General features: G+C 57.3%; 21 protein-coding genes. 10 read left to right on the plus strand and 11 right to left on the minus strand.

Features of this window, described 5'->3' with window-relative positions; all coding sequences use genetic code 11:
• Positions 1–12: 12 nt before the first annotated feature.
• From ACYQ54_RS00305 to ACYQ54_RS00325, 5 genes are read left to right on the plus strand one after another with little or no spacing between them, the layout of a single operon-like run.
• The gene (locus ACYQ54_RS00305; RefSeq protein WP_460078276.1) at positions 13–1,905 is read left to right on the plus strand and encodes a peptidylprolyl isomerase; all 1,893 of its coding nucleotides are present in this window, start codon (positions 13–15) and stop codon (positions 1,903–1,905) included.
• Positions 1,906–1,929: 24 nt separating this feature from the next.
• A complete protein-coding gene (gene trpD, locus ACYQ54_RS00310) occupies positions 1,930–2,943 on the plus strand; it encodes an anthranilate phosphoribosyltransferase (protein ID WP_460078278.1) in 1,014 nt (337 codons plus the stop codon).
• A 3-nt stretch (positions 2,944–2,946) separates the two neighbouring features.
• Positions 2,947–3,759: an indole-3-glycerol phosphate synthase TrpC gene (trpC, locus tag ACYQ54_RS00315; RefSeq protein ID WP_460078281.1), complete on the plus strand. Its 813-nt coding sequence runs from the start codon at positions 2,947–2,949 to the stop codon at positions 3,757–3,759.
• Between the two features lie 6 nt (positions 3,760–3,765).
• Positions 3,766–4,278 carry a cyclic pyranopterin monophosphate synthase MoaC gene (gene moaC / locus ACYQ54_RS00320; RefSeq protein ID WP_460078282.1) on the plus strand — a complete coding sequence of 171 codons (513 nt, stop codon included), beginning with the start codon at positions 3,766–3,768 and terminating at the stop codon, positions 4,276–4,278.
• Positions 4,278–5,483: a molybdopterin molybdotransferase MoeA gene (locus tag ACYQ54_RS00325; RefSeq protein ID WP_460078285.1), complete on the plus strand. Its 1,206-nt coding sequence runs from the start codon at positions 4,278–4,280 to the stop codon at positions 5,481–5,483. Before moaC ends, ACYQ54_RS00325 begins: the two co-directional genes overlap by 1 nt.
• Before the next feature lie 175 nt (positions 5,484–5,658).
• Here ACYQ54_RS00325 and ACYQ54_RS00330 read toward each other — a convergent pair whose 3' ends face one another.
• The 11 genes from ACYQ54_RS00330 to ACYQ54_RS00380 form a co-directional block, all read right to left on the minus strand.
• Positions 5,659–6,456, minus strand: coding sequence for an FAD binding domain-containing protein (locus ACYQ54_RS00330; RefSeq protein ID WP_460078287.1), 798 nt, complete (start codon positions 6,454–6,456; stop codon positions 5,659–5,661).
• Between the two features lie 72 nt (positions 6,457–6,528).
• Entirely contained in the window at positions 6,529–8,889 is a 2,361-nt protein-coding gene (locus tag ACYQ54_RS00335) for a xanthine dehydrogenase family protein molybdopterin-binding subunit (RefSeq protein ID WP_460078288.1), read from the minus strand.
• 218 nt (positions 8,890–9,107) lie between these two features.
• Positions 9,108–9,599, minus strand: a complete 492-nt coding sequence (locus tag ACYQ54_RS00340) for a (2Fe-2S)-binding protein (RefSeq protein ID WP_460078290.1) — start codon at positions 9,597–9,599, stop codon at positions 9,108–9,110.
• Positions 9,600–9,833: 234 nt separating this feature from the next.
• Positions 9,834–10,538 carry an SRPBCC family protein gene (locus ACYQ54_RS00345; protein ID WP_460078292.1) on the minus strand — a complete coding sequence of 235 codons (705 nt, stop codon included), beginning with the start codon at positions 10,536–10,538 and terminating at the stop codon, positions 9,834–9,836.
• Between the two features lie 280 nt (positions 10,539–10,818).
• Entirely contained in the window at positions 10,819–13,062 is a 2,244-nt protein-coding gene (locus ACYQ54_RS00350; RefSeq protein ID WP_460078295.1) for a bifunctional diguanylate cyclase/phosphodiesterase, read from the minus strand.
• Position 13,063: 1 nt separating this feature from the next.
• Positions 13,064–14,641, minus strand: a complete 1,578-nt coding sequence (locus ACYQ54_RS00355; protein WP_460078296.1) for a sensor histidine kinase — start codon at positions 14,639–14,641, stop codon at positions 13,064–13,066.
• 468 nt (positions 14,642–15,109) lie between these two features.
• On the minus strand, positions 15,110–15,886 hold the full coding sequence (locus ACYQ54_RS00360) for a response regulator transcription factor (RefSeq protein WP_460078299.1): 777 nt from the start codon (positions 15,884–15,886) through the stop codon (positions 15,110–15,112).
• 328 nt (positions 15,887–16,214) lie between these two features.
• Positions 16,215–17,561 (minus strand): FliI/YscN family ATPase, encoded by a 1,347-nt coding sequence (locus ACYQ54_RS00365; RefSeq protein ID WP_460078301.1) that lies wholly within the window; start codon positions 17,559–17,561, stop codon positions 16,215–16,217.
• A complete protein-coding gene (locus ACYQ54_RS00370) occupies positions 17,530–18,321 on the minus strand; it encodes a hypothetical protein (RefSeq protein WP_460078303.1) in 792 nt (263 codons plus the stop codon). The genes ACYQ54_RS00365 and ACYQ54_RS00370 overlap by 32 nt, the downstream gene beginning before the upstream one ends.
• On the minus strand, positions 18,318–19,049 hold the full coding sequence (gene flgF / locus ACYQ54_RS00375; protein WP_460078305.1) for a flagellar basal-body rod protein FlgF: 732 nt from the start codon (positions 19,047–19,049) through the stop codon (positions 18,318–18,320). Before flgF ends, ACYQ54_RS00370 begins: the two co-directional genes overlap by 4 nt.
• 3 nt (positions 19,050–19,052) lie before the next feature.
• Entirely contained in the window at positions 19,053–19,841 is a 789-nt protein-coding gene (locus ACYQ54_RS00380) for a DUF1217 domain-containing protein (RefSeq protein WP_460078307.1), read from the minus strand.
• 185 nt (positions 19,842–20,026) lie between these two features.
• On the opposite strand from ACYQ54_RS00380, the gene motA reads away from it, so the two are divergent.
• The 5 genes from motA (at position 20,027) to ACYQ54_RS00405 (ending at position 23,968) form a co-directional block, all read left to right on the plus strand.
• Positions 20,027–20,926: a flagellar motor stator protein MotA gene (gene motA, locus ACYQ54_RS00385; protein WP_460078308.1), complete on the plus strand. Its 900-nt coding sequence runs from the start codon at positions 20,027–20,029 to the stop codon at positions 20,924–20,926.
• Positions 20,927–20,929: 3 nt separating this feature from the next.
• A complete protein-coding gene (locus ACYQ54_RS00390) occupies positions 20,930–21,889 on the plus strand; it encodes a flagellar motor switch protein FliM (protein WP_460078311.1) in 960 nt (319 codons plus the stop codon).
• Entirely contained in the window at positions 21,870–22,442 is a 573-nt protein-coding gene (locus ACYQ54_RS00395; protein ID WP_460078313.1) for a hypothetical protein, read from the plus strand. The genes ACYQ54_RS00390 and ACYQ54_RS00395 overlap by 20 nt, the downstream gene beginning before the upstream one ends.
• Positions 22,442–22,834 (plus strand): flagellar motor switch protein FliN, encoded by a 393-nt coding sequence (gene fliN, locus ACYQ54_RS00400; protein WP_460078314.1) that lies wholly within the window; start codon positions 22,442–22,444, stop codon positions 22,832–22,834. The genes ACYQ54_RS00395 and fliN overlap by 1 nt, the downstream gene beginning before the upstream one ends.
• A 69-nt stretch (positions 22,835–22,903) precedes the next feature.
• Entirely contained in the window at positions 22,904–23,968 is a 1,065-nt protein-coding gene (locus tag ACYQ54_RS00405; protein WP_460078317.1) for a flagellar motor switch protein FliG, read from the plus strand.
• Positions 23,969–23,996 lie beyond the last annotated feature (28 nt).

The following is a 23,996-nucleotide window of genomic DNA, read 5'->3' on the forward strand; positions in this document are numbered from 1 at the left end:
ACGGGAGTCGTCATGCTTGACGCGCTGCGCAAGGGCGCTGGTACCTGGGTTGCCAAACTGTTTATTGCTCTGCTGATTTTGAGCTTTGCCGTCTGGGGCATTAGCGGATTTCTGACCGATGTCGGCCAGAACACCGCGGCCAAGGTTGGCGACACGGAAGTCTCCCTGTTCGATTTCGACCGGGCCTACAGGCAGGACCTCGGGCGGCTGGCTCAGCAGTTCGGCCGCCAGCTGACGCCGGCAGAAGGTGCGGCTATCGGAGTTCCTCAGCAAACGCTTGGCAAGCTTGTTGCCGAAGCGGCGATGAACAACACCGCGCTAGACATGAAGCTCGGTGTCTCGGATGAACGCCTGGCCACGATTATCCAGAGCGATCCAGCCTTCCAGGGACCGGGCGGCCGATATGACAAGAACCGTCTGCAACAGGTTCTGCAGGCAAGCGGCTATCGGGACGACGAATATGTCGTCGAACGCCGCAAGGTCGCTGAACGCGCCCAGCTCGCTGAAGGTATCGCGGGAAGCATGAAAGCGCCGATGACGTACCTGGAGGCGCTGGACGCCTATCAGAACGAAACGCGCAGCGCGGACTATCTGATCGTTACGCCGGACTTCATCGGAAACATCGAGGATCCGGCTGAGGGCGTCCTGACCACCTACTTCGAAGAGAAGAAGGATGACTTCCGCGCTCCCGAGTACCGCCAAATCAAATATGTCGCGCTGACGCCGACCTCCCTGGCGCGCCCCGATGACATTTCAGAAGAAGACGCACGTGCCGAGTTCAAACGGCGCGCGGAAGATTTCTTCCAGCCGGAGCGGCGCAAGATCCGCCAGATGTCCTTCCCTTCCCAGCAGGCTGCTGAAGAAGCAGCCGCGGAGATTGCGAATGGCAAGACCTTCGACGACCTCATGAGCGAACGGAACCTTGCCAACAATGATGTTGCCCTCGGGGAGATGGCGAAAGCCGATTTTCTGGACGAGGCTATCGGTGACGCCGCGTTCAGCCTTGAAGAAGGTGCAACAAGTGGCGCCGTCGAAGGCCGTTTCTCGACAGTCATTCTGAACGTCGAAGAAATTCTTCCCGAAAGCACCAAGCCGTTCGAAGAGGTAAAGGATGAAATCGTCCAGAGCCTGGCCAAGGAACAGGCCGAACGGGAAATCCTTGATCTGCTCGATGAAGTTGAGGATGCCCGCGCCGGCGGTGCCCTGCTGGATGAAGTCGGCGAACGGTTCTCACTGACGGTTGAAACTCCGGCCGCGTTCGATGCATCCGGAAACGGTGAAGACGGCAAACCTGCAACCCTACCTGACGCGGAAGGCCTTGTTGCGGGAACATTCGACAGCGATATCGGCATTGAAAACGACGTCCTGCAGCTCGGCGAGCAGGGGTTCCTCTGGTACGACGTTGCCAAGGTTATTCCCTCGCGCGAACGCACGCTGGACGAAGTCCGCGATGACGTTATTGCCGCCTGGAAGAAGGATGAACTTGCCAAGCGGTTAAGCAATACCGCGGCCGACCTCCTGGCAAAAGTGGAAGGCGGCACACCGTTCATCGCACTTTCCGCGGAAACCGGGCTTGAAGTGAAATCCGCCGCAGATCTGAAGCGGAACACGCCGTCCGGAGACTTTGGACAGGATGCCGTCTCGGCTGTGTTCAACGGCCCCGTCGGAACGGCAGCCGTCACCGAAACCGGCGATGGCAATGGCCGGATTGTCCTGAAGGTTACCGGTTCGAATGTTCCGGAATTCCAGACCGAAGCGCCGCAGGTGGCAGCCTTGGGGCAACAGCTATCCCAGCAGATCCAGGACACGTTGCTTGGTCAGTTCATTTCCGACCAGGAAACCAAGGCAGGTGTTGAAATCAACAATGCCGGCATCGCCCAGTTGATCGGGCTGGACCGGAATTGATCTGTTTGAAAATGGAATGACGACATGAGCACATTCAAGGACCTCATTGCCAAGGTTTCGGACGGCCACGCCTTGAGCCCTGAAGAAGCCCGCGAAGCCTTTGAGGTAATCCTGTCGGGATCCGCCACGCCGTCACAGCTCGGCGGATTTCTGATGGCCTTGCGTGTGCGCGGTGAAAGCATTGCCGAAGTGACGGGTGCTGTCGACACCATGCGGTCCAAGATGATCCCCGTGAAAGCTCCGGCCAACGCGATGGATATCGTGGGAACGGGCGGTGACAATTCCGGCAGCTACAACATCTCGACCTGCACGGCACTTGTCGTTGCCGGCAGCGGTGTTCCGGTCGCCAAGCACGGCAACAGGTCGCTGTCATCAAAGTCCGGTGCGGCGGAAGCGCTTGCAGAACTCGGCGTCAACATCGATATAGATGCCAAGAAGATTTCCGATTGCATTAACAAGGCGGGAATCGGTTTCATGTTCGCCCCGCTACACCATGCAGCCATGAAACACGTGGGGCCAACCCGCATGGAACTCGGCACGCGCACGATCTTCAATCTGCTCGGTCCGCTGACCAATCCGGCAGGTGTCAAGCGACAGATGGTCGGTGTGTTTGCCCTCAAATGGGTGGCCCCTCTGGCGGAAGCCCTTCGCGAACTTGGCTCGGAAAAAGCCTGGGTCGTGCACGGCTCAGATGGCATGGATGAAATTACAACAACCGGTCCGACCGCCGTCGCCGAACTCAAGAACGGGACGATCCGCTCCTTTGAAATCTCGCCACAGGATGTCGGTCTTGCCATTTCCGATCCGAAAGATCTCAAGGGCGGGCTTCCTTCGGAGAACGCTAAAGCGCTGCGAGACGTTCTGGCAGGAGCGAAAAACGCGTATCGCGATGTGGTCCTCTTCAATGCGGCTGCATCCTTGCTTGTTGCAGACAAGGCGGAAACGTTGAGAGACGGTGTCGAGATGGCGGCTCAATCCATTGACAGCGGCTCTGCTGCCGACACTCTGGAAAAGCTGATCGCAGCGTCGAACGGATAAGACATGGCTGATATCCTTCAAAAAATCGAAGCCTACAAGCGTGAGGAAATCGCCGCCGCCAAAGCGTCTGTGTCGATTGACGATCTCAAGGCTCGTATCGCTGACGTGAGTGCTCCGCGCGGGTTCCGCAAGGCGATCGAAGCCAAGCATGCAGCCGGTGACTACGCGCTTATTGCCGAAATCAAGAAGGCCAGCCCATCGAAGGGCCTGATCCGGGAAGATTTCGACCCGCCGCTTTTGGCCAAGGCATATGAAGAAGGCGGCGCAGCCTGTCTCTCTGTATTGACAGACGCACCGTCGTTTCAGGGCAAGCCGGAATTCCTGACCGCGGCGCGTGACGCAGTAGCCTTGCCAGCGCTACGCAAGGACTTCCTCTACGATCCCTACCAGGTTTATGAAGCCAGAGCCTGGGGCGGTGATTGCATTCTGATCATTCTGGCCGCTGTCGATGACGACATGGCCAAAGTTCTTGAAGACACCGCGCTCGACCTGGGAATGGACGTCTTGCTCGAGGTCCACAACGCGGAAGAACTGGAACGCGCCCTCAAGTTGTCGTCCCGCCTGCTCGGCATCAACAACCGCAATCTCAAAACCTTCGAAACCAAGCTGGAAACAAGTGAAGACCTTGCTCCCGGTATTCCGGACGACAGGATCATCGTTGGAGAAAGCGGACTTTTCACCCCGACTGATCTGGCCCGGATGAACAAGGTCGGCATTTCGACGTTTCTGATCGGTGAAAGCCTGATGCGCCAGGATGATGTCGCCTCGGCCACCAGAACACTCCTGGCCCGCCCGGCCCTCTCCGAGACAGTCTGAACGGACATGGCCGATCGGGACCCCAAACTGACCCATCTGGATGCGACAGGATTCGCCAATATGGTGGATGTTTCCGAAAAAACCGTGACGCACCGAGTTGCCGTCGCACGCGGAACAGTCACCATGCGTCAGGAGACGCTGGATCTCATCCGGTCCGGCAACACCAAGAAGGGTGACGTTATCGGCACAGCACGGATAGCCGGCATCCTGGCGGCCAAGAAGACACACGAACTGATCCCGCTCTGTCATCCGCTGATGTTGTCCAAAGTGTCCATCGACATTGACACGGATGAAGATCTGCCCGGCCTGATTGTGACGGCGACAACCAAGGTCAGTGGCCAGACTGGTGTCGAGATGGAGGCTTTGACCGCGTGCTCACTGGCCTGCTTGACCATCTACGACATGGCAAAGGCCGTCGACAGAGGCATGGTCATTGGTGATATCCGGCTGGTTGAAAAGGCCGGGGGCAAGTCCGGTCATTGGACGATCGACAAAGACGGCAGCCTGGGTGGCACCTGATGAGCCTGATGCCTGTCGCCGATGCATTGACGAAACTGCTTTCAGGAGTAGAGCCCCTGGAAACAGAGTTCGTTCCGCTCGAGAACGCCAACGGCAGATACCTGTCTGAACCGCTCGTCTCCACACGGACGCAACCTCCATTCGCAGCATCGGCCATGGACGGATACGCCATTCGCCATGACGACCTGACAGCCGCCCCCACCTCCTTGACAGTTGTCGGCGAAGCTCCTGCCGGGCATGGATTTTCCGGAACGGTTCGCGCTGGCGAAACGGTGCGGATCTTTACAGGTGCACCGGTACCGGCCGGCACGGACACGATCCTGATACAGGAAAACGCGGAGCGAGACGGTGAACGCATAACCGTTTTGGAAAATCCCGCGAAAGGTGCATTCGTGCGGCCCGCCGGGCTGGATTTTTCAGCAGGCAATGTCCTGCTTCAACCACCGCTCAAACTAGCCTACCGTCACCTTGCCCTCGCGGCCGCCATGAACCACGCCGCTTTGCCGGTGCATCGCCGGCCCAGGGTCGCGATCCTGGCAACCGGGGACGAACTCGTTCGACCGGGAATGGAACCGGGACCGGATCAGATCATAGCGTCAAACCATGCCGGGATTGCTGCACTGGTCGAAGATTGCGGCGGCGAACCGCTGGACCTCGGCATCTCGCCGGACGAGCCGGTGGCGCTGGCGAACCATGTCAGACGAGCTATCACAGGGAAGGCCGATATTCTGGTCACGCTTGGCGGCGCCTCAGTCGGAGATCACGATCTCGTACAGGATGTTCTAGGACAGGAAGGCATGGACCTGGCGTTCTGGCGAATTGCGATGCGACCGGGCAAACCCCTGATGGCGGGACGTCTGGGCGGCACCAAGGTGCTTGGGCTGCCAGGAAACCCTGTCTCCAGTCTCATCTGCGGTTTGCTGTTCCTGAAGCCGCTCATGCAGGCAATGCTCGGCCAGACGCCGGAACAATCCGGCCCGCAACGCGCCACCCTCGCCGCCCCACTGCCAGAAAATGATCGCAGGCAGGATTATGTACGGGCAACGCTGTCCAAGTCCGAGGACGACCGACTGATCGTAACGCCGTTTTCCCGTCAAGACAGCTCCATGCTGAACCTGTTGGCAAAATCTGGTGCGCTTGTGGTTCGTCCGCCTCATGCACCGGCTCTGGAAGCCGGCGCTGAAGTGCCCATACTGGTGCTCTGACAAACACGGCAACAGTCAGTGTGACAGGTTCCATTACAGTCCGGTCGGGGATCCTGACAAGAAGCCAGCTTGCTGGACAGGATCAGCAAGGCAAGCATTCCCCATCTACGCCAGAAAAACAAAACCCGGCCGATTTTTATCGGCCGGGTTTTCTTTCAGGTTACCGGGAGGTTCGTTACGCCTTCTGGACAGCCCGTTTTGCCATGACTGTGACCAGGTTTGCGCGATAGGCAGCAGACCCGTGTATGTCGGACAGAAGATCGTCCGCATCCGGCGCAATGCCCGCGACGGCGTCGGGAGAAAAATTGCCGGCAAGTGCTGTTTCCATGGCCGACATGCGGAAGACACCGCCCTGCCCTGCACCCGTAACCGCAACCTTGACGGAACCGTCACTGCCCTTGGCGACAAAGACGCCTGCCATGGCATAACGCGATGCCGGGTTTGGATATTTGGCATAAGCACTGGCCGCAGCTCCAGGGAACCGGACTGCGACGACGATTTCGTCTTCATCTAGGGCTGTTTCAAACATGCCGGTGAAGAACTCTTCGGCTGCCAGTTCCCGCTTGCTTGTGACAACGGTCGCCCCGAGAGCCACAAGTGCAGCAGGATAGTCCGCTGCGGGGTCATTGTTCGCAATCGAACCGCCAATGGTCCCCATGTGGCGGACAGCTGGGTCGCCGATGCCACCGGCCAGTGAAGCCAGACCCGGAAGCTTCTGCTTCACCAAATCGGAAGATGACACCTCGAAATGGGTTGTAGCTGCGCCGATGGTCACACCATCGCCGTTGGCGCTGATGCCTGACATGTCCGCGATCTTGGTCACATCGACCAGGTCACTCGGAGCGGCTAGCCGCTGTTTCATGGTCGGCAGCAGGGTTTGACCGCCACCAAGGATTTTGCCGTCATCGGCACTGGCCATCAATGAGGCGGCTTCTGCAACCGATCCGGCCTTGTGATACGTCGTTTCATACATGCTGGGTCTCCCCGGATTTCTAACTTTTAAATGGCGGGCGGATTGTCCCGCCCGCAAATCCCGATTGTGGCGTTACTCGGCCGCCTGTTTCATGCCGGCATGGTACAGCGCCCAGACCTTTTCCGGTGACGCCGGCATCGACAGGCTGTTGTCCCCGATCGCATCCGTGATCGCATTGATCACGGCCGGCGGTGAACCGATGGCGCCCGCTTCGCCGCAGCCTTTCATGCCGAGCGGGTTGCCCGGACAGGCCGTCACATGCGTCGACAGATTGTAGGACGGTACGTCGTCGGCACGCGGCATGCAGTAGTCCATGTAGGATGCCGTCAGCAGCTGGCCGTTTTCATCGTAAGACGCGTTTTCCAGAAGCGCCTGTCCAATGCCCTGCGTAATGCCGCCATGGACCTGACCTTCAACGATCATCGGGTTGATGATGTTGCCGAAGTCGTCAGCCGCGACGAAATTGACAACTTCCGTCTTGCCCGTTTCAGGATCCACTTCGACTTCACAGACATAGGTTCCCGCCGGGAAGGTGAAGTTGGTCGGATCGTAGAACGCGCCTTCCTTCAGGCCAGGCTCCATGCCTTCCGGCAGGTTGTGAGCCGTATAGGCTGCAAGGGCTACCTCGGTGAAGGTCAGTTTCTTGTCGGTACCGGCAACTTTCAGCTCGCCACCCTCGATCTGGATGTCTCCCTCGGAGGCCTCCATCAGGTGAGCTGCGATCTTCTTCGCCTTGGCTTCGACCTTGTCGAGTGCCTTGACGATTGCCGACATGCCGACGGCACCGGACCGTGAACCGTAGGTTCCCATGCCGAACTGCACCTTGTCGGTGTCGCCATGAACGATCGAGACCGAATTGGTATCCAGGCCGAAACGTTCGCTGATCAGCTGGGCAAAGGTGGTCTCGTGTCCCTGACCATGGCTATGCGAGCCTGTCAGCACCTCGATCGACCCGACGGGGTTCACCCGCACTTCGGCAGATTCCCAAAGGCCGACACCGGCACCAAGCGAACCAACCGCGGCGGACGGTGCGATACCACACGCCTCGATGTAGCAGGACAGACCAATGCCGCGCAGTTTGCCACGGGAAGCAGCCTCCGCCTTGCGGGCAGCAAAGCCGTCATAGTCGGCAGCTTTCAACGCGGCATCCAGTGTCGCGTCATAGTCGCCAGCGTCGTAACACATGATCACTGGCGTCTGATGCGGGAACGAGCGGATGAAGTTCTTGCGGCGGAACTCCGCTGGCGACAGGCCAACTTCGCGTGCCGCCGTTTCCATGATCCGCTCCAGAAGGTAGGTCGCCTCCGGCCGGCCAGCACCACGATAGGCGTCAACCGGTGTGGTGTTGGTATAGACCGTCTTCACATTGGCGTGGATCGCCGGGATATCGTACTGCCCCGACAGAAGCGTCGCATAAAGATAGGTCGGCACCGAAGACGAGAACAGGGACATGTAAGCGCCGAGATTGGCGATGGTCTTGACCCTGAGACCAAGGATCTTGTTGTCAGCATCGAGGGCGAGTTCTGCTTCCGACCGGTGGTCGCGGCCATGCGCATCCGTCAGGAAGGCTTCGGTCCGGTCAGACACCCACTTGACCGGCCGGCCAACGCGTTTGGATGCCCAAAGGCAGACCATTTCTTCCGGATAGATATAGATCTTGGAACCGAAGCCGCCGCCGACATCAGGTGCAATCACGCGCAGCTTGTTTTCCGGGGCAACGTTGTAGAAGGCCGACAACACCAACCGGGCCACATGCGGGTTCTGGGAGGTCGTGTAGAGCGTATAGTGCTCCTCGGCCGCGTCGTAACCGGCAAGCGCAGCCCGCGGCTCCATTGCGTTCGGAACAAGACGGTTGTTATGGATTTCCATGCGCGTGACATGGGCGGCGTTCTCGAAAGCTGCGTTCGTGGCAGCTTCATCGCCGATTTCCCAATCATAGATCAGGTTGCCTTCAGCTTCCGGATGGATCTGGGGAGCGCCAGCCTCCATCGCTTCCAGCGGATCGATGACGGCAGGAAGTTCCTCGTAGTCGACGACGACTGCATCGGCGGCATCACGTGCCTGTGCCTGTGTATCGGCAACAACGACTGCAACCGCCTGGCCAACATGGCGAACGATTTCCGGCTCAAGGGCGCGCCAGCCGCCCATCTTCATCGGTGAACCGTCCTTGGAATGGATCATCCAGCCACAGATCAGGTTGCCGATGCCATCGCCGACCAGTTGGTCGCCTGTCAGAACAGCGTCAACGCCCGGCATCGCCAGAGCTGCGCTCGCATCAATTCCCGTGACCTTTGCATGTGCATGCGGCGAGCGAACGAACGCGGCATACCCCATGCCCGGCATGGTCATATCGTCGGTGTATTTGCCTTTGCCTGTAATGAAGCGCTTGTCTTCCTTACGCAAGGCACGGGCGCCAATCCCCTCAACAGCCATTTTTTCTCTCCCGAATATCTGCTCCGGCTCCGCCAGGACCGGAAATCCTCCACATGCCGGACAATCCGGCGTCTGCCTGTCAGGCAGCTGTCTCTCAAGACCTGGCGGTCAATCCGAAGATGCCCGTTCCTCCCGGCATCACTTTCGGTTGATAGGTCTTGCTGTCCTGCTGCGCGAACGGATCCGCGCATCATTTTTGGGAGTTCAGACCGGTGCCGTTATTCGGCAGCCTGAGCCATGCCGGCCATTTGATCAGAGGCGGCTTTGATCGCCTTGACGATGTTGTGATAACCGGTGCAACGGCAGATGTTACCTTCAAGCTCGTGGCGAATGGTTGCCTCGTCGAGTTTGCCGGCGCCATGACGGTTGATCATGTCCACGGCGGTCATGATCATGCCGGGTGTGCAGAACCCGCACTGAAGCCCGTGGTGTTCGCGGAAGGCCGCCTGAACCGGATGCAGGTTATCGGCGGTACCGATCCCTTCAAGTGTCACCACGTCCGCACCGTCTGCCTGGGCGGCAAGCATGGTGCAGGATTTCACGGCCTTGCCGTTGACATGCACGACGCAGGCACCGCATTGCGAAGTGTCGCAGCCCACGTGCGTGCCAGTCAGTCCGCGCACATCCCGGATAAACGATACGAGCAGCGTCCGGTCTTCGACATCAGCCGAAACCGTCTTGCCGTTCAATACCATCGATACTTTCGACATGAATTCCTCTCCCTCATGAAATTCCCTGATCCAGCGCTTTCAAGAACGACTGCCTGCAAACGATTACAGGCGAGATCTTTTGAAAGCCCGGTCCAGACCAGCGTATGGAAGACCAATCAAACCAGATTGTGCTCCACTGACCTAATTTCCCGGCTTGTCACCGTGTTTTGTGCTGGGGCTCTGGCGCGTCCAAAATTGTCAGAGCCCGATCATTTCAAGATTTGTCCGGCCGGGTCAACTTGCAAGTGCAAGCACGACAATTACGGCTGCGAGCAATACAAGCCCCCAAACCATGGGGCCGCCGAACACGTTGCGTCCCGCAGCGGCTTCGATATTTTGTTCCGCCTGATGGATCTTCTCCTCGACCGCATGCTCTGCATCCTCGATCGCATGCATGACTTCACCAGGCGAATCCTCGATTGCGATCCGCTTGGCCTCTTCGGCCACGCCCGGATCCAGATCATCATCGACACTGGCTGCAGCTCCGTCCTGCCCAGACGGCGAGCCGACCATCTCGGAAAACTTCGTGAAAAACTCTTCCGCCATCTTCTTCGCGGTTGAATCGATCAGCCGGCTGCCAAGCTGGGCGAGCTTGCCGCCGACCTGGGCCTTGGCTTCATAGGACAGTATGGTTTCGTCACCGTCCTCTGTTAGCTTTACATCCGCTGAGCCCTTGGCAAATCCGGCGACACCGCCCTTGCCTTCACCCGCGATCGTATAGCTTTCCGGAGGGTTGATGTTCTCAAGGGTGACTTCACCTTTGAACTTGGCTTTGACAGGCCCGATTTTCGAAGTGACCGCGGCGGTCATTTCGGTGTCTGAGGTCTTTTCAAGGCTTTCACAGCCTGGGATGCAGGCCTTCAGGACGTCCGGATCGTTCAGCGCTTGCCAAACGGTTTCCCGTTTGGCCGGAATCCGGTGGGAGCCGCTCATATCCATATGTTTTCTCCCCAAGTTGCGCTTTGGCGCATTTTTGCAAAGGTTCAGTCGACATTCAACGCGATTGCCGCGTTCGTCGCAAACACGTTTTCCCGCATGAGAGCGTGTTTCGTACAAATTTTCAATCGCTTATGTGAACAGAATTGCAGAACGCAATCCTTGGCGGGCTGTCTGGTCTCTTCCAACCTAATTATGACCTAGCTACCACAGTATGCGCCACATTGGCGCAGTTGTCCTGACAGTTCCGGCCAGAGTTGGATACGCAAACGGATAAACTGCTTTAGCCGAAGGCCACGCCCGGCTCGACGGCCTTCTGGATGAAACCGGACAGTTCCGTCATCGCCAGGGGTTTGGCATACAGATAGCCCTGCAGGTAGTCGCAATGAAGCTCCTGCATGATGTTTCTCTGTGCCACCGTTTCAACACCTTCTGCAGTGACGTTCAGATCCAGGGCCTGCGCAACCGCGATGATCGATTTCACAACAGCAAGCGCATCTGCATCCTGATCCATGTTCATGATGAAGCTCCGGTCGATCTTGATACCGTCGACGGGAAGTTTGCGCAGGTAACTGAACGAGGAATACCCGGTGCCGAAATCGTCGATAACGATACGCGCCCCCTTGTCGCGCAGCCAGGTCAGCAAGGACAAGGTCACCTGATCGTTACTCAGGAACAGACCTTCCGTTACTTCAAATACCAGTCGGTCAAGAGGCAATTCGGCTGCCGAGGCCGCATCCTCTATGTCCTTGTAAATCCGGTTGGCCTGAACCTGCCTGGGCGACAGGTTCACATTCAGGCGAACGTCGTTGGATATTTCCGACAAACCTTTGAATTCGGCGAAGGACGTCTTGAACATCCAGGCACCGATCTCGGTGATGAGACCGCTTGCTTCGGCAGCTTCGATCATCCGGGCCGTGTTGAGGAACGTTCCGTTCGGCGTACGGAACCTCATCAGGGCTTCGAAGGATGCAAGGCTTTCATCCCGCGCCAGCATGATCGGCTGATAGTTCAGCGAGAATTTTGTCTGGTTGGAGGATCCGGTCAGAAGCGAAGCGAGCCGCAGACGCTCAAAGGCAGCTTCCTGCATGAGCGGATGAAAAACCGCGTGGTTGGTTACACCCTTCTGGCGAACGTCGTTGAGCGCTATGGAGGCAAAGCGCACCAGTTGCTCTGCGCTTTGCGCCTCGGTGTGTGTCGAGGCGAACCCCAGTCGAAGCCGAAGCGTAATCTGGTTGTCTTCCAGCGTAATCGGTTGCTGGAAAGCTTCCTCGACCCGCGCAACCACATCCTGAATCGTGTTTTCCTCACCGCCCTTCAGGAGGATCAGGAACTCGTCCTTTTCCTTACGGGCAATGGTGAGTGCGTCGGGAAACGTCTGCGACAGCCGGTGGCCCGTCCGTTTCAGAACGGCACCGGCCTTTTCGTCGCCAATCCCGTCTACAATGACCCGGAACCGATGGATGTCGGAATGAACGACCAGGAGCTTCGATCCGTTGGCCGCATGTCTTTGAAACGTCTCGATGAACCCGGAAAAAGTCGAAAGGCCGGTGATGCGGTCGACGTAGGCCAGATTGCGAATATGTTCCAGGAGCCCCGTCTTCTCATATCCAAGCGCAACATTGGAAACGAAAAGCTGCACCACTTCCGCCCCGACAAGTTCTTCGAGAAGTTCCTCGGAAATGCCGAGATAGAGCGCACCTGTCATGCCGTTGCGAGTAACGAGCGGCAGCGCCAGCCCCTTGGGCGACGCACAGCTTGCCTGGCTTTCAACACACCTTGCCACTGCATTGCGGATGGCGTCGTCGCTGATCACTTCCACCGGCAGATCGATCTTGTCTTCAAAGTTTCCGGTGGCGGCAAGAACACGGATATTCGACTTGTCGAATGATCCATAGTCGGGAAGCGTTTCCAGGCCGCACAACAAGCTATCGACAGGCTGACCGACCAGAACCGTAAAATGCTTCAGCACAGCTGCAGCGAATTCGCTCAGCGCGTTCTTCTCCACGATCGCTGCAAAATGTTCGTTCAACTGCTTGAGTTTCTTGCGATTGGTCTCAAGCGACATGACGAGCTTGTAGCCACGCAGACCGGTGACGATGGCCGTGATCAGCTTGGTTCTCGAAAGCTCGGCCTTTTCGGTGTAGCCATCGATATCGAACTTCATGATCACGTCGGTCTGCGGCGCATAGCCCGGCTGACCGGTGCGCAAGATCAACCGCGTAAAATGATTGCCGAGTTCGGAGCGAATCCAGCTTACCAGCCCCAGTCCTGCCGTATCGCTTTCCATGACGACATCAACGAGCGCGACAGCAATATCCGAGTGTTTTACCAGAATTTCCCGGGCTTCCTGAGCCGACAGGGCATGCAACAGTTCAAACGGACGATTTTCGAAAATGCATCCGCCAACCGCAATCTTGGTGACCTCATGCACATCGGGATCGTCATCGACGATCAGGATCTTCCAGGGTGCCTTGGTGATCTTCTTCACTTCAGGCTCTGAGGGGGCGAGAAAGTCCATCACCATGTCAATGCACCTTCTGTCCGAGCGGCTTCCTGGTGTCCTGAACAGCCATGGCCGGGAATTCGATTATGAATTCCGTACCTGAGCCGAAACTCGAAGACACGGAGATGGTTCCGTTCAGGGCTTCCGTGACCAGTTGGTAACAAATCGCCATCCCTAAACCGGATCCTCCTTTGCCGAACTTCGTCGTGAAGAAGGGCTCGAATACTTTTTTCAGATTCTTTTCCGGAATGCCTACACCGAAATCCTGGCATTTGAAGATAATCTTGCGTTCTTTCGAATTGCCGCCCCCCACGTCCTTCGGATGAATCACCTGGGAGGACAACTTGATCAAACCTTCGCTACGCCCCTCGTAACCGTGTTTGATCGCATTTTCGACGAAATTCGAGACGAGCTGGCTGACAGCGCCGGGATAGCTGTCGATGATTTCGTCCGCACGAAGATCAAGCTCTACCTTGAAGGGTGTTTTCTTGAGCGTCGGCTGCAATGTTGCGAGCGTTTCACGGATGATGTGGTCGAAATTGAAAGCCCGTTTCTTCTCGCTCTGCCGGTCAACCGCCACCTGCCGGAAATTACCCACTAGTTCACGCGCCCGGCCAAGCGTTTTCTCGATGATCTGAGCCGTGTCGGAAATGCGTTCGACTTCGTTTTCGAGCGCTTCCTTGCTCAGTTTCTGCTCTTCCAGTTCGGTGCGCAAGTAACCGGTTGAATCCTTGATGGTCGTCGCCGCCATCAATGCATTGCCAAGAGGTGTGTTCAATTCGTGAGAGACCCCGGCCACAAGCGCGCCAAGGGCGGCGAGATTGTCTGCCTGAATGAGCTCTTCCTGCACCAACTTGAGCTGCTCCGTCCGATGGGCCACCAGGTCCTCGAGGTTGGTCTGGTATTCTTGAATCTTCTGCAAATCCAGATGGCGGCGCTGAACCATGGACTGGAGGCTGGCGGCCAGAATGCCGATCTCGTCGGCCCGTCCCGGCATAAGTTCGGCTTTGGGAGGATCTTCGATCAGGCGCGGTGTCGACAGATATTCGACAATCGCGGAAAGCGGCTGCCCGATGAGACGGCGAAAGACGGTCCTGATAACCAGCGCAAGCAGGAGCAGATAGACGATGATCGCCGTGACGATGAAGCCGACGGTGGAGACGATCTCATAGGAAATTGTGTTTCGGTCAATGAGAATGAACACCTGACCGATGGCATCCTTGTGCAGAATGGTGCTTGGCGAATTGAGCGTATAGCTGAGCGCCTCGGCCGCGCGAGGGCCGACGACCGGCTCACCGAAATTACCTGTATCGGGTGTTTCGACCCAGACTTTCTCGACAACCTCGAGACTTTCAAGCCCGCGGATAAGCTGCAGCGTCGCATCTGCATTGACAGTCCAGATGGCGCGCTCGAACGGACGCTTCGTTGCCTGAAAAAAGGCCTCGGTCACCCGAATGGCGCGCGCGTGGGAAGCGTCCCAGGTGATCTTGGTGAGGATGCCGATGAAAATGACGCCGAGAACGGCAAACAGACCGAGAGTATAAAGAATGAAGGTCCGGGACAGGCTGGCCCGGCCCATCTCCTTTGGAGTGTATGGCAACGACGTAGTGCCGTTCAGTGTCAAAACGCCCACCTCAAATCATGGTGTCCGTACCCGCTCATATAAAACCAGCCAAACAACAGGTTCACATGGCTTCCGGTCAAGGACGAAAACCGAACCGCCTCTGCGGACCGTTTCTTCAATACTTGATTCACAGACACATCAACATAGCCCCTTGCCCCGTCAACAGACCCGCGCGGCGGATGTCGTGTGATCAGAGCGTCAGTGTGTCGTATATTCTGGGTAGGTTTTCTAAATTTTCCATAAAAATCAATTGTAAATTGAAACTGCCTTCTTTCTGTATCGAAATAGCAAGTCTTGCATCTGTAAAAGTCTAGAACTCGACGAATTTGAGCGGCATCGCATCATGCAATTGTTTCCGGCAAAACTCTCATGCCAGTCCGCTCGATCGTTGACATTGCAATTTACTGTTCCTTGCAAGGTCTTCAAAACCGGAGCTTATTCCGATCAGGCATTGACCACCGACAAGAACGGCTTGCTGGAAGCGCGTGCATCTGTCGGAACCATTTCGACTGCGTGCGCTGTTGCTGGCGAGGCCTGGACCTGACGCCGGGTGTCTGCAACCTTCTGCTTGGTGGATGTGGCGTCCTTCAGCATATAGCCGATATAGCGTGTCGACTCGATTGCGTCGTATCCCAGTTTCTTCCGCAGTTTCTTGCGCAACTTTGAAATGTGGCTCTCAACGACACATTCGTCCACGCCATCATTCATCACACCGTACACAGCGTTGAAAATCTGGGTCTTGGTAACACGCCGCCCCTTGTTCTTGACGAGATACTCCAGAATGCGGCGTTCGCGACGCGGCAGTTCCATGACATCTCCTCCAACGACCGGATCGCGACCGTCGAAGAACACTTCGATTGCTCCCGTGCCTGCGGAATTGTTCCGGGAAGTGATCCTGCGGCGGAAGGCTCCGACACGGGCAATGATCTCCCGGACATGAACCGGCTTTTTCAAGACGTCGTCCATTCCTGCAGAGAACAGATCGAGTGTGCTCTCAAGGTTGCCGGTATCTTCCAAAGCCACGATCTGGGCTTCCGGACACCGGCTGCGGATCGACGAAACGTAGCCGCACCTTTCCTCACACTCTCCCAGCAGGATTGCATCAACCGAACCCAGATCCTGAGAACAGGTGATTTCAAGCCAGTCTAAAAGTTCCGATGGTTGAAGTTCCAGGGAGGCATAGCCTTCCCGGTCGAATGCCGAGGCATAGCCTGCGGTCACTATCTCTCGTGAGTCTACTATTATGAACATATCAGCCCCTTGGATTTTACCAATGTAGAATCCGTAATTTTGGAGCTTCACAAGGTCAACGTTTCTTCCCTAACCAGACAACTATTTCAGAAATTATAGTGGCGGAAGTTCTTATATCCACATAGAAAACTAAATAAAAAATCGAGGACATTACCAACAAACTGAGAGAAAAATTTATTAAAATGCCAAGTACCGCGTTTTTCCACGATCCTTAATAAGATGTAACATTGATATATACAAAAATCGCCGCCTGACAAGGCGGCAATTTCGTATTTATACTAGAGATGTGGAAAATAGTTTACGTATCGGAAGCTAAAGCCTGAGCCAAGTCAGCAAAGGGATCGGAGGGCGCCACCTGGTCCGAGCGCTGTCGCAGCGCCTCGTAGATCCTGGGTACCAGCCTGCAAGCCTTTTCCAGTTTCTCATCGCCCGCAGTCTGGAAGCCCCCCATCAGGCGGAGGTCCTTGGTGTCCTCGTAATAGGAGATCAGCCCCTTGATACGGTGGATCAGATCCTGCTGATCCTGCGTCCACGCACGATCTGCCAGACGCGATGTGGATTTCAACACGCTGACAGGCGGATAGTGACCCGATTCCGCAATTTGCCGGTCGAGGACGATATGCCCGTCCAGAAGGCCTCGGATGGCATCGGACACCGGATCGTTATGGTCGTCACCGTCAACAAGTACGGAAAAGATCCCGGTGATCGACCCTTCACCGTTGCTGCCCGGTCCGGCCCGTTCAATCAGACGGGCAAGATCGGCAAAGACACTTGGCGGAAACCCGCGCGCGACCGGTGGCTCGCCGGCTGCAAGCGCCACATCCCGCGCGGCGTGTGCAAAACGGGTGGCGGAATCCAGAATGAGCAGAACCTTGTGGCCTTGGGCGCGAAAATACTCCGCGACACTCATTGCCGTCTTGGGCGCCAGCCGGCGCTGCATGGCACTTTCGTCACCAGTCGAAGCGACAACGACGGAATGCGCCAATGTCTCACCGAGAATATCGTCGATGAACTCTCGTACTTCGCGGCCTCGTTCCCCAACCAGACCGACAACAACCGTATCGAAATCACCGAACCCGGCCAGCATGCCGAGCAAGGTGGACTTGCCGACACCAGACCCAGCGAAAACGCCGACACGCTGACCGACGCAGAGCGGGGTGAACAGGTCGATCACCCGCACCCCTGTTCGAACGCCTTCGGAAATCTTGTTCCTGTTCATCGCAGGTGGAGGTGCTCGATCCAGGAGAAACGCTTCGACCCCATGGGCAAGCGCTCCGGCTCCGTCGATCGGTTCACCGAGCGCATTCACGATCCGCCCGCGCCAGCTCATGTCCGGATGGATGGCAAGCCCGCCCATCACGGAAGCAACGCTGCCGATGCCGATGTCGGTCACCCGCTCAAGCGGCTTGATCACCACATCCTTCTGGTCAAGGCGGATGATTTCGCCTTGCCGAATGCCGGCACGTCCTTCGAACTGCACCAGATCACCCAGGCAGACCACACGGGACAGCCCGGAGACACGGATGGACTCGGAAGAAACCTGGGTAACCCGCCCGCTGAGTTTTACCGGCCCTATTTCAGTCTCAAGGGCCACCAGCGACGCGGAGATTTGGTCAAGTGCGTTCAGATGCGGAGCGTTCGGCATGGCGTTCCTGCAGAGCTTTCAAGACATCGAGTGGCAGATGGTTGGATTTGTGTGACGCCAGACGGTCAAGTCCCTGCTCGTCAGGCATAACCGGTCCGATGGCTGCGTCGCCCTCAGGCATCTCCAGATAGGAGACGGAAGAAGCATCTGCGGTTCCTGGCTTGCCTAACGGTTTTGTTGCGTCTGTCTTCTGCCCGGTTGCCGCCTCACCAGTGTGGAGGAGATCGACAAGTGCTTGAGGCGACGCATTCCTGAGACCTGCCGACGCCACCGTTTCACCGAGCATGGGTGACAAAGCTGTCTGATCTTTTTCAGTAGTTGCCGGCGCAATTCCGGGTTTGCGCGCCGGCACCGGGATATCACTGACAGGGTTGGATTCTTTTGCAGGAGCGGCTTCTGCCACTGCGACTGGCTGTGGGGTTTGCGGTTCACTACCTGCTTTCATGCGGTCGCCGACTTCGTTATAGGCAAGCATGGCCCCCAGGCCAACAGGCCCCCCAAGCGCGAACCCATATAGAGCATTGCCGGCCTTGCGTGCGTTGTCCGAAATCTCGTCGTTTGTCACGGAACGGTAAAGTTCGGCGATCCCCGGAATATGCTGCAGCGGATTGACGACATCGATGAAGTCGCCAAAGCTGAAAGAAGATTTTTCAGCCTGAGTATGCGAACCGGCGCGCGCTGTTCTCACGCCCGGTCCATCCATAACTGTATTTAGGTCCAGCGGTTTGCCGACTGCCTGTGTTGCATCCACGGCCGTCATGAAGTTGCCCCCAGTTCGCGAATGGCCTTTTCCTGGCTTTCGTTGCTGGTGTCGATCATCTTCGTCGCACTTTCAAAAGCACGTGAGATCATGATCATCTTGGTCATTTCGCGAACGGGATTGATGTTCGCCCCTTCGACGTAGCCTTGGCGGACCCCGTTTCTGTCATAGGTCTGCACCGGGATAACCGGCTTGTCTGGAATGACTGCCGAGTTTTCGGCGCGCGTGAGCTGGGCATCGTCAGGGATCAGGAACAACCCTACCTGCCCGACTATCCCGACATCGTTTTGAGAAATCTCGCCCGACTGTGTGATCAAGGGCGTTCCGGCATCCGGATCGAGCGCGATCGGTTGTCCACCGGATCCCAGGATCTGCTGTCCAGTCAAGGTACGCAAGGTTCCGTCCGAACCGATCTGCAGACGTCCGTCCCTTGTATAGGACAGGTTGCCGTTGAGATCACGGATCGCGAACCAGGCTTCGCCCTCCACGGCGAGGTCCAGCGGGTTGTCGGTCTTGTTCAAACTGCCGTACTGCCGCGAAATGTACTTCTCACCACCGGTAGAGAAACTGACCTTGTCCTGCCCCGCCTTTGAGACCAGCTCGGCGAACTTGACTTCGTCCGCACGGTAGCCGGCGGTATTCATGTTTGCGACGTTACGAGCCACCGTTTCCAGGCGGTTGGACAGGGCAACTTGCGCAGAGAGTGCAACGTAGAGAGCGGATTCCATGGATCAAAAGCCTCCGAGACGGAAATTTTGAAGACTGGCCAGAAGCCCCTCGCCCATCGGAATGACACCTCGACCATTGCCGAACAGCGCCAATGTCGGCGACGTGCTTCCTGTCGGGCCGTTCGAGAGATCATAAAGAGCGGAAAACCGGTTGAGGAATTTCGCAAGATAATCGGCATCTCCAAACTTGCTGAAATCGAGACGCTCTTCCAGATAGGCAGCCTGCTTGTCGATGTCGGTCATCGCGAATTCCTGCGGCAGGCCAAGCGAAGTATAAACGGCCTCGGCTAGCGCGCGGTCGGCCAGAACATCGTACGCGTTGGTGATATCGGGCGCACGGCGTTCGAAGTAGAGCGCCAGACGGACACCCTGGTTTTGTTCACCCTCGCGCACTTCCAGTGTCTGTCGATGATACTTCTGAACAATTGCGTCCTGCGTCCGGGCGAAAGAAGTCGTCGTTTCGCCATACCGCTTGAAATTGAAGGTTTCGGCGAAATTCTTGTACTTGGTGTCGGCCAGCTGATTGGCAAAGGCGCCACGTTCGTCCGTGCCTTCTTCCAGCACTTTCCGAATGAATGCCTTGGCGTAGATCATGTCCTCCAGACCCATGGCAGTCATCGCGTAGTTGAAGATGCGATCATCAGCCAGGAATTCGTCGATGGACTTAATATTGCGGATGTTCTCGCGATAATATTCGGTTTGACGTTCGACCATAGGGTCCGCTGCGACCGTCTTCAGCGAGCGTTCCATATTGGTTCTGACCAGCTGAACCTGGCTCAATGTATTGATCATGGTTCTATCCCCATAGCGGGCCCATGGTGGGCAGGCGTTCGGGAAACAGTCACTCGCAAACCTTACGCCAGGCTGACGGCCGGTGATGATTTTCAAAAGGCATTTGCGCGTCAGCTTCAGGCAAGTCTCGGCCGCTAGCGTCCTCCCAATCAGAGTTGCAATCCACACCAGTTGGGAGCTGTTAGGTGACTATTCTTATCGGCCTGATCATAGCGGGCGCGTCCCTTATCGGCGGCTTTGCCGCTCTCGGAGGCAAGGTCTCCGTCCTCTGGCAGCCGTGGGAGCTCGTCATTATTCTTGGCGTCGCTATCGGTGCTTTTGTCGTTGCCAATCCAATGAAAGTAATCAGGGGAACCCTGGTTGCCGTGTCGGATGCGCTGCGCAACGCAGTTCCCAACAAGCGGGAATATCTAGATGTTCTGGCACTTCTTTACGGCCTGATGCGTGAGTTGCGCGCCAAGGGCCGCAACCAGGTCGAGCCGCACATCGAAGACCCGAATACTTCACCGATTTTCCAGAAGTATCCGTCGGTCCTGCGCAATGCCAGCCTGACAACCTTCATCTGCGACTATTTCCGGCTGATCATCGTCGGAAATGCCCGCGCTCATGAAATTGAGGCGCTGGTCGACGAAGAACTTCACACGATCCACCGCGACCAGATGAAGCCGTACCATGCCATGAGCAGCATAGCTGACGCGCTGCCCGCTATCGGCATCATCGCCGCCGTGCTCGGTGTCATCAAGGCCATGGGCGCCATCGACCAGTCTCCCCAGTTGCTGGGCAGTCTGATTGGTGCAGCACTCGTGGGCACGTTTGTCGGAATTTTCTTCTCCTACTCGCTGTTCGGCCCGATCGCTTCCAAGATCCGCAACGTCCGTGAGAGCCGCCTGCGTACCTACATTGTCGTCAAACAGACCCTGCTTGCCTTCATGAACGGCGCAGATCCGCAGATCGCCCTGGAACACGGTCGCAAGACCATTTCCGACTACGACCGCCCGACAATCGATGAAGTCGAGAACGAGACCATGAGTGCCGGAGGCGGCGCTGGCGCCGACAACGTCCAGGACCTGCAGGGAGCGGCCTAAGCCATGATCGAAGCAGCAACCGCAAGCTCCAATGCTTCCAGCTCCGAACGCGCGATGATCGCCGACCGTCTGCTGGATGCCGCCGGGATTTCCGTTGACCGCCTGCCGATGCTTCCGGTGGTGTTCGACCGCATGGCCCGCCTGATGGCCGACGCCATGCGCCAGAAGTCCCCTTCACCGTCCTACATCTCGGTAAGCTACGTTGAAAACAATCGCATCGGCGACGTCCTCGACGAGTTCGAATCCAATGCTCTGGTCGCGGTGCTTTATTCTCCGGAATGGGACGCCCGTGTACTCGTCGGCTTCGACCGGGACTTCATCTTCACACTGGTGGATGTCCTCTTCGGTGCTGACGGCACCGAGCCTCCTATCGACGACGAGCGCCCCTTCTCGAACATCGAAACGCGGATCGCGCGCACCATGTTCGAGGTAGCCTCCAAAGCACTGGCCGAGAGCTTTGCCCCGATTGCCGAAACAACGCTGAAGATCGAGCGCATCGAAAGCCGCATGGACTTCGCGGTTGTCGGTCGGCGGAACAACCCGGCCGTGGTTGCCCGGCTGCTGCAACAGGCAATCGGCCGCGGCGGCGAAGTGTTCATCGTCATGCCGCACTCCACGCTCAACCCGTTGCGGCAACGCCTGTCCCAGGTACTGTCCGGTGAAATGTCGAGCCGCGACAAACAGTGGACCCAGCATTTCCACAACGAGATCCAGCGAACCGAAGTCAAGCTGGAAGCCATTCTCGAAGAACGCGAAATGTCGCTCGGTGATCTGTCGAACCTCAGAGTCGGACAGGTCATCGAACTACAGGCGACGGCACGCTCTCCGGTCACACTGGCCTGCAACGATCAACCCGTCTTCACCTGCCAACTCGGACAGCTGAACGGATCCTACACGTTGCAGATCGATGAGCTCATCCATGAGGAAGAAAAGGATCTGTTCGATGATCTCCGCAATCGTTGATGGCGTCCTCCTGCTCGCGCTGGTCGCGACCACGATCCGGATGCTTGCCATGCACCGGGAACTGCGCCGTCTTGGCAGCTACCACGAAGATTACCAGCGTATCTTCGATCAGACCGCCCTCGCGCTCGACGGCATCGAGGTCTCAATCCAGGAGATCAACGTCAAGGGTGCCCAGATCCTCAACGCTCTTGGCAACAGGATGGACGATGCACGAGAGCTGATCGCAGAAATCGACGGTCTGACCCGTGAGGCAAAACGCCAGCAATCCGTGCTGCGCGCGGAGCTGAAGGAGCTCTCCAAGGCGACCGCCGTCCTGCATGACCCGAAACGCTATGCACCCGTCCGGGACGATATCGACATCTTCGCCGAAGACACTTCAGGCGACCAGTCCGCTGCGGCTGCAGCCGGTGCAGCTCTCGCCGGAAGCCGCAAGGAAACAACCATTCATCGCGGCCAGCCCATCCAACCCGCACCGACACGGGTCCACCGCATAGACAACTCGCTGCAAAGCCCGTTCCGCACGGTCTCCATGAACCAGAAGGATAAGATGTAATGTCCGACACCATTATCGATCATATCGACGCTGAAAAAGGCCCGAAAACCCGTCCGGCAGATGCCGCAAGCTTCGCCAAGGTCGAGTCGCCGGAAAAGAACCAGGGTAGCGACACCATTGGTGACGACCGTAATCTGGACACCATCCTTGGAATTCCGGTCAATATCCAGGTGGTTCTGGGGTCCGCAACCATGCTGGTGTCCAATCTTCTGAAACTCGGCCGGGGCGCTGTCATTCCGCTTAATCACCGTGTCGGTGAACCGATCGACATAGTGGTCAATGGCCGTGTCATCGCACGGGGTGAAGTGGTGGTCGTTGAAGACGACAATTCCCGCTTCGGCGTTTCGCTGACGGAGATCATCAGCGCCCAGGCCGGCGGTCTGGACATCTGAAGCCGGATCACTCCGGCTCCACCTTCTCCGGTTTGCCCAAGGCTTTCTCCTTAGGATTGAAGTGACAAAATGATGAACTCCGCAAACGCCGCCGCTGCGACCGCTGCCAACCTGGCCAAGCCGCCGGCTCCGCCTGCCCGCAGGATGAACGGAACACAACGCGTGGCTGCCCTGCTGCTGTCGCTCGGCAAGACCAGTTCACAGAAGCTGCTCCGGCATTTCGACCAGGAAGAAATCCGGATGATCACCGTCTCCGCGGCCCAGCTCGGAACGGTGGCATCTGAAGAGCTCGACCGGCTGGCTGAGGAATTCATCGAGCAATTCTCGCACGGCACGACGCTTTACGGTTCGGCAAACGAAGTGGAGAAAATGCTGGAAGGCGTTCTGCCGGACGACCAGCTTGCCGACATCATGTCAGACGTACTCGGCAACTCCAACCGGTCCATCTGGGACCGGTTGACCACGGTTTCCGAAACGGTATTTGCGAACTACCTCTTGAAGGAACACCCGCAAACCGCCGCTCTGATACTGACGAAGATAAAGCCGAGCGCAGCCGCAAAGGTTCTCGGTCAGATCAACAACCAGACGCGCAATTCTCTCGTGCGGCGCATGCTCTCGATCAAGGCGGTGGTACCTGAAATCATGCGCGACGTCGAAAAGACGATGCATGAGGACTTCATGCTCAACCTTTCCGGCACCCTGGAAGCTGACTCCCATGCGCGCATGGCGGACATTCTCAACAAGATGGACCGCGAACACATGGAAGACGCCCTGGAGAACCTCAACGAAGTCAAGCCGAAGACGGCGGAACTTCTGAAGGGCCTGCTCTTTACCTTCGACGACATCACCAATCTCAATGCCCGGACCCGCATGGCAATTTTCGATCAAATCCCGACCGACCGGATCGTTCTGGCACTGAAAGGCACAAATGCCCAGTTCCGCGAAGTGATCCTGTCCTCGCTGACGTCTCGCGCACGTCGCATCGCCGAGCACGAACTGGCTGCAGGCGAACCGGCAGCACAACGCGATGTTCTGGATGCGCGCAGCGCGATCACCAACCTCGCGTTGGAGATGGCCTCCCGCGGCGAAATCGAGCTCAATCCGAAACAGGACGAAGGCGCTTACTTTGCCTGATTTTTCTTGCAAGCGGTCCAAAGAGCTC

The sequence above is a fragment of the Roseibium sp. LAB1 genome, from assembly GCF_054658235.1.

What these genes read in the sequence shown, in the direction of transcription:
- ACYQ54_RS00305 (WP_460078276.1), top strand. Translation starts at nt 13, where the DNA reads ATGCTTGACGCGCTGCGCAAGGGCGCTGGTACCTGGGTTGCCAAACTG.
- trpD (WP_460078278.1), top strand. Translation starts at nt 1,930, where the DNA reads ATGAGCACATTCAAGGACCTCATTGCCAAGGTTTCGGACGGCCACGCC.
- trpC (WP_460078281.1), top strand. Translation starts at nt 2,947, where the DNA reads ATGGCTGATATCCTTCAAAAAATCGAAGCCTACAAGCGTGAGGAAATC.
- moaC (WP_460078282.1), top strand. Translation starts at nt 3,766, where the DNA reads ATGGCCGATCGGGACCCCAAACTGACCCATCTGGATGCGACAGGATTC.
- ACYQ54_RS00325 (WP_460078285.1), top strand. Translation starts at nt 4,278, where the DNA reads ATGAGCCTGATGCCTGTCGCCGATGCATTGACGAAACTGCTTTCAGGA.
- ACYQ54_RS00330 (WP_460078287.1), bottom strand. Translation starts at nt 6,456, where the DNA reads ATGTATGAAACGACGTATCACAAGGCCGGATCGGTTGCAGAAGCCGCC.
- ACYQ54_RS00335 (WP_460078288.1), bottom strand. Translation starts at nt 8,889, where the DNA reads ATGGCTGTTGAGGGGATTGGCGCCCGTGCCTTGCGTAAGGAAGACAAG.
- ACYQ54_RS00340 (WP_460078290.1), bottom strand. Translation starts at nt 9,599, where the DNA reads ATGTCGAAAGTATCGATGGTATTGAACGGCAAGACGGTTTCGGCTGAT.
- ACYQ54_RS00345 (WP_460078292.1), bottom strand. Translation starts at nt 10,538, where the DNA reads ATGGATATGAGCGGCTCCCACCGGATTCCGGCCAAACGGGAAACCGTT.
- ACYQ54_RS00350 (WP_460078295.1), bottom strand. Translation starts at nt 13,062, where the DNA reads ATGGTGATGGACTTTCTCGCCCCCTCAGAGCCTGAAGTGAAGAAGATC.
- ACYQ54_RS00365 (WP_460078301.1), bottom strand. Translation starts at nt 17,561, where the DNA reads ATGCCGAACGCTCCGCATCTGAACGCACTTGACCAAATCTCCGCGTCG.
- ACYQ54_RS00370 (WP_460078303.1), bottom strand. Translation starts at nt 18,321, where the DNA reads ATGACGGCCGTGGATGCAACACAGGCAGTCGGCAAACCGCTGGACCTA.
- flgF (WP_460078305.1), bottom strand. Translation starts at nt 19,049, where the DNA reads ATGGAATCCGCTCTCTACGTTGCACTCTCTGCGCAAGTTGCCCTGTCC.
- ACYQ54_RS00380 (WP_460078307.1), bottom strand. Translation starts at nt 19,841, where the DNA reads ATGATCAATACATTGAGCCAGGTTCAGCTGGTCAGAACCAATATGGAA.
- ACYQ54_RS00390 (WP_460078311.1), top strand. Translation starts at nt 20,930, where the DNA reads ATGATCGAAGCAGCAACCGCAAGCTCCAATGCTTCCAGCTCCGAACGC.
- ACYQ54_RS00395 (WP_460078313.1), top strand. Translation starts at nt 21,870, where the DNA reads ATGATCTCCGCAATCGTTGATGGCGTCCTCCTGCTCGCGCTGGTCGCG.
- fliN (WP_460078314.1), top strand. Translation starts at nt 22,442, where the DNA reads ATGTCCGACACCATTATCGATCATATCGACGCTGAAAAAGGCCCGAAA.
- ACYQ54_RS00405 (WP_460078317.1), top strand. Translation starts at nt 22,904, where the DNA reads ATGATGAACTCCGCAAACGCCGCCGCTGCGACCGCTGCCAACCTGGCC.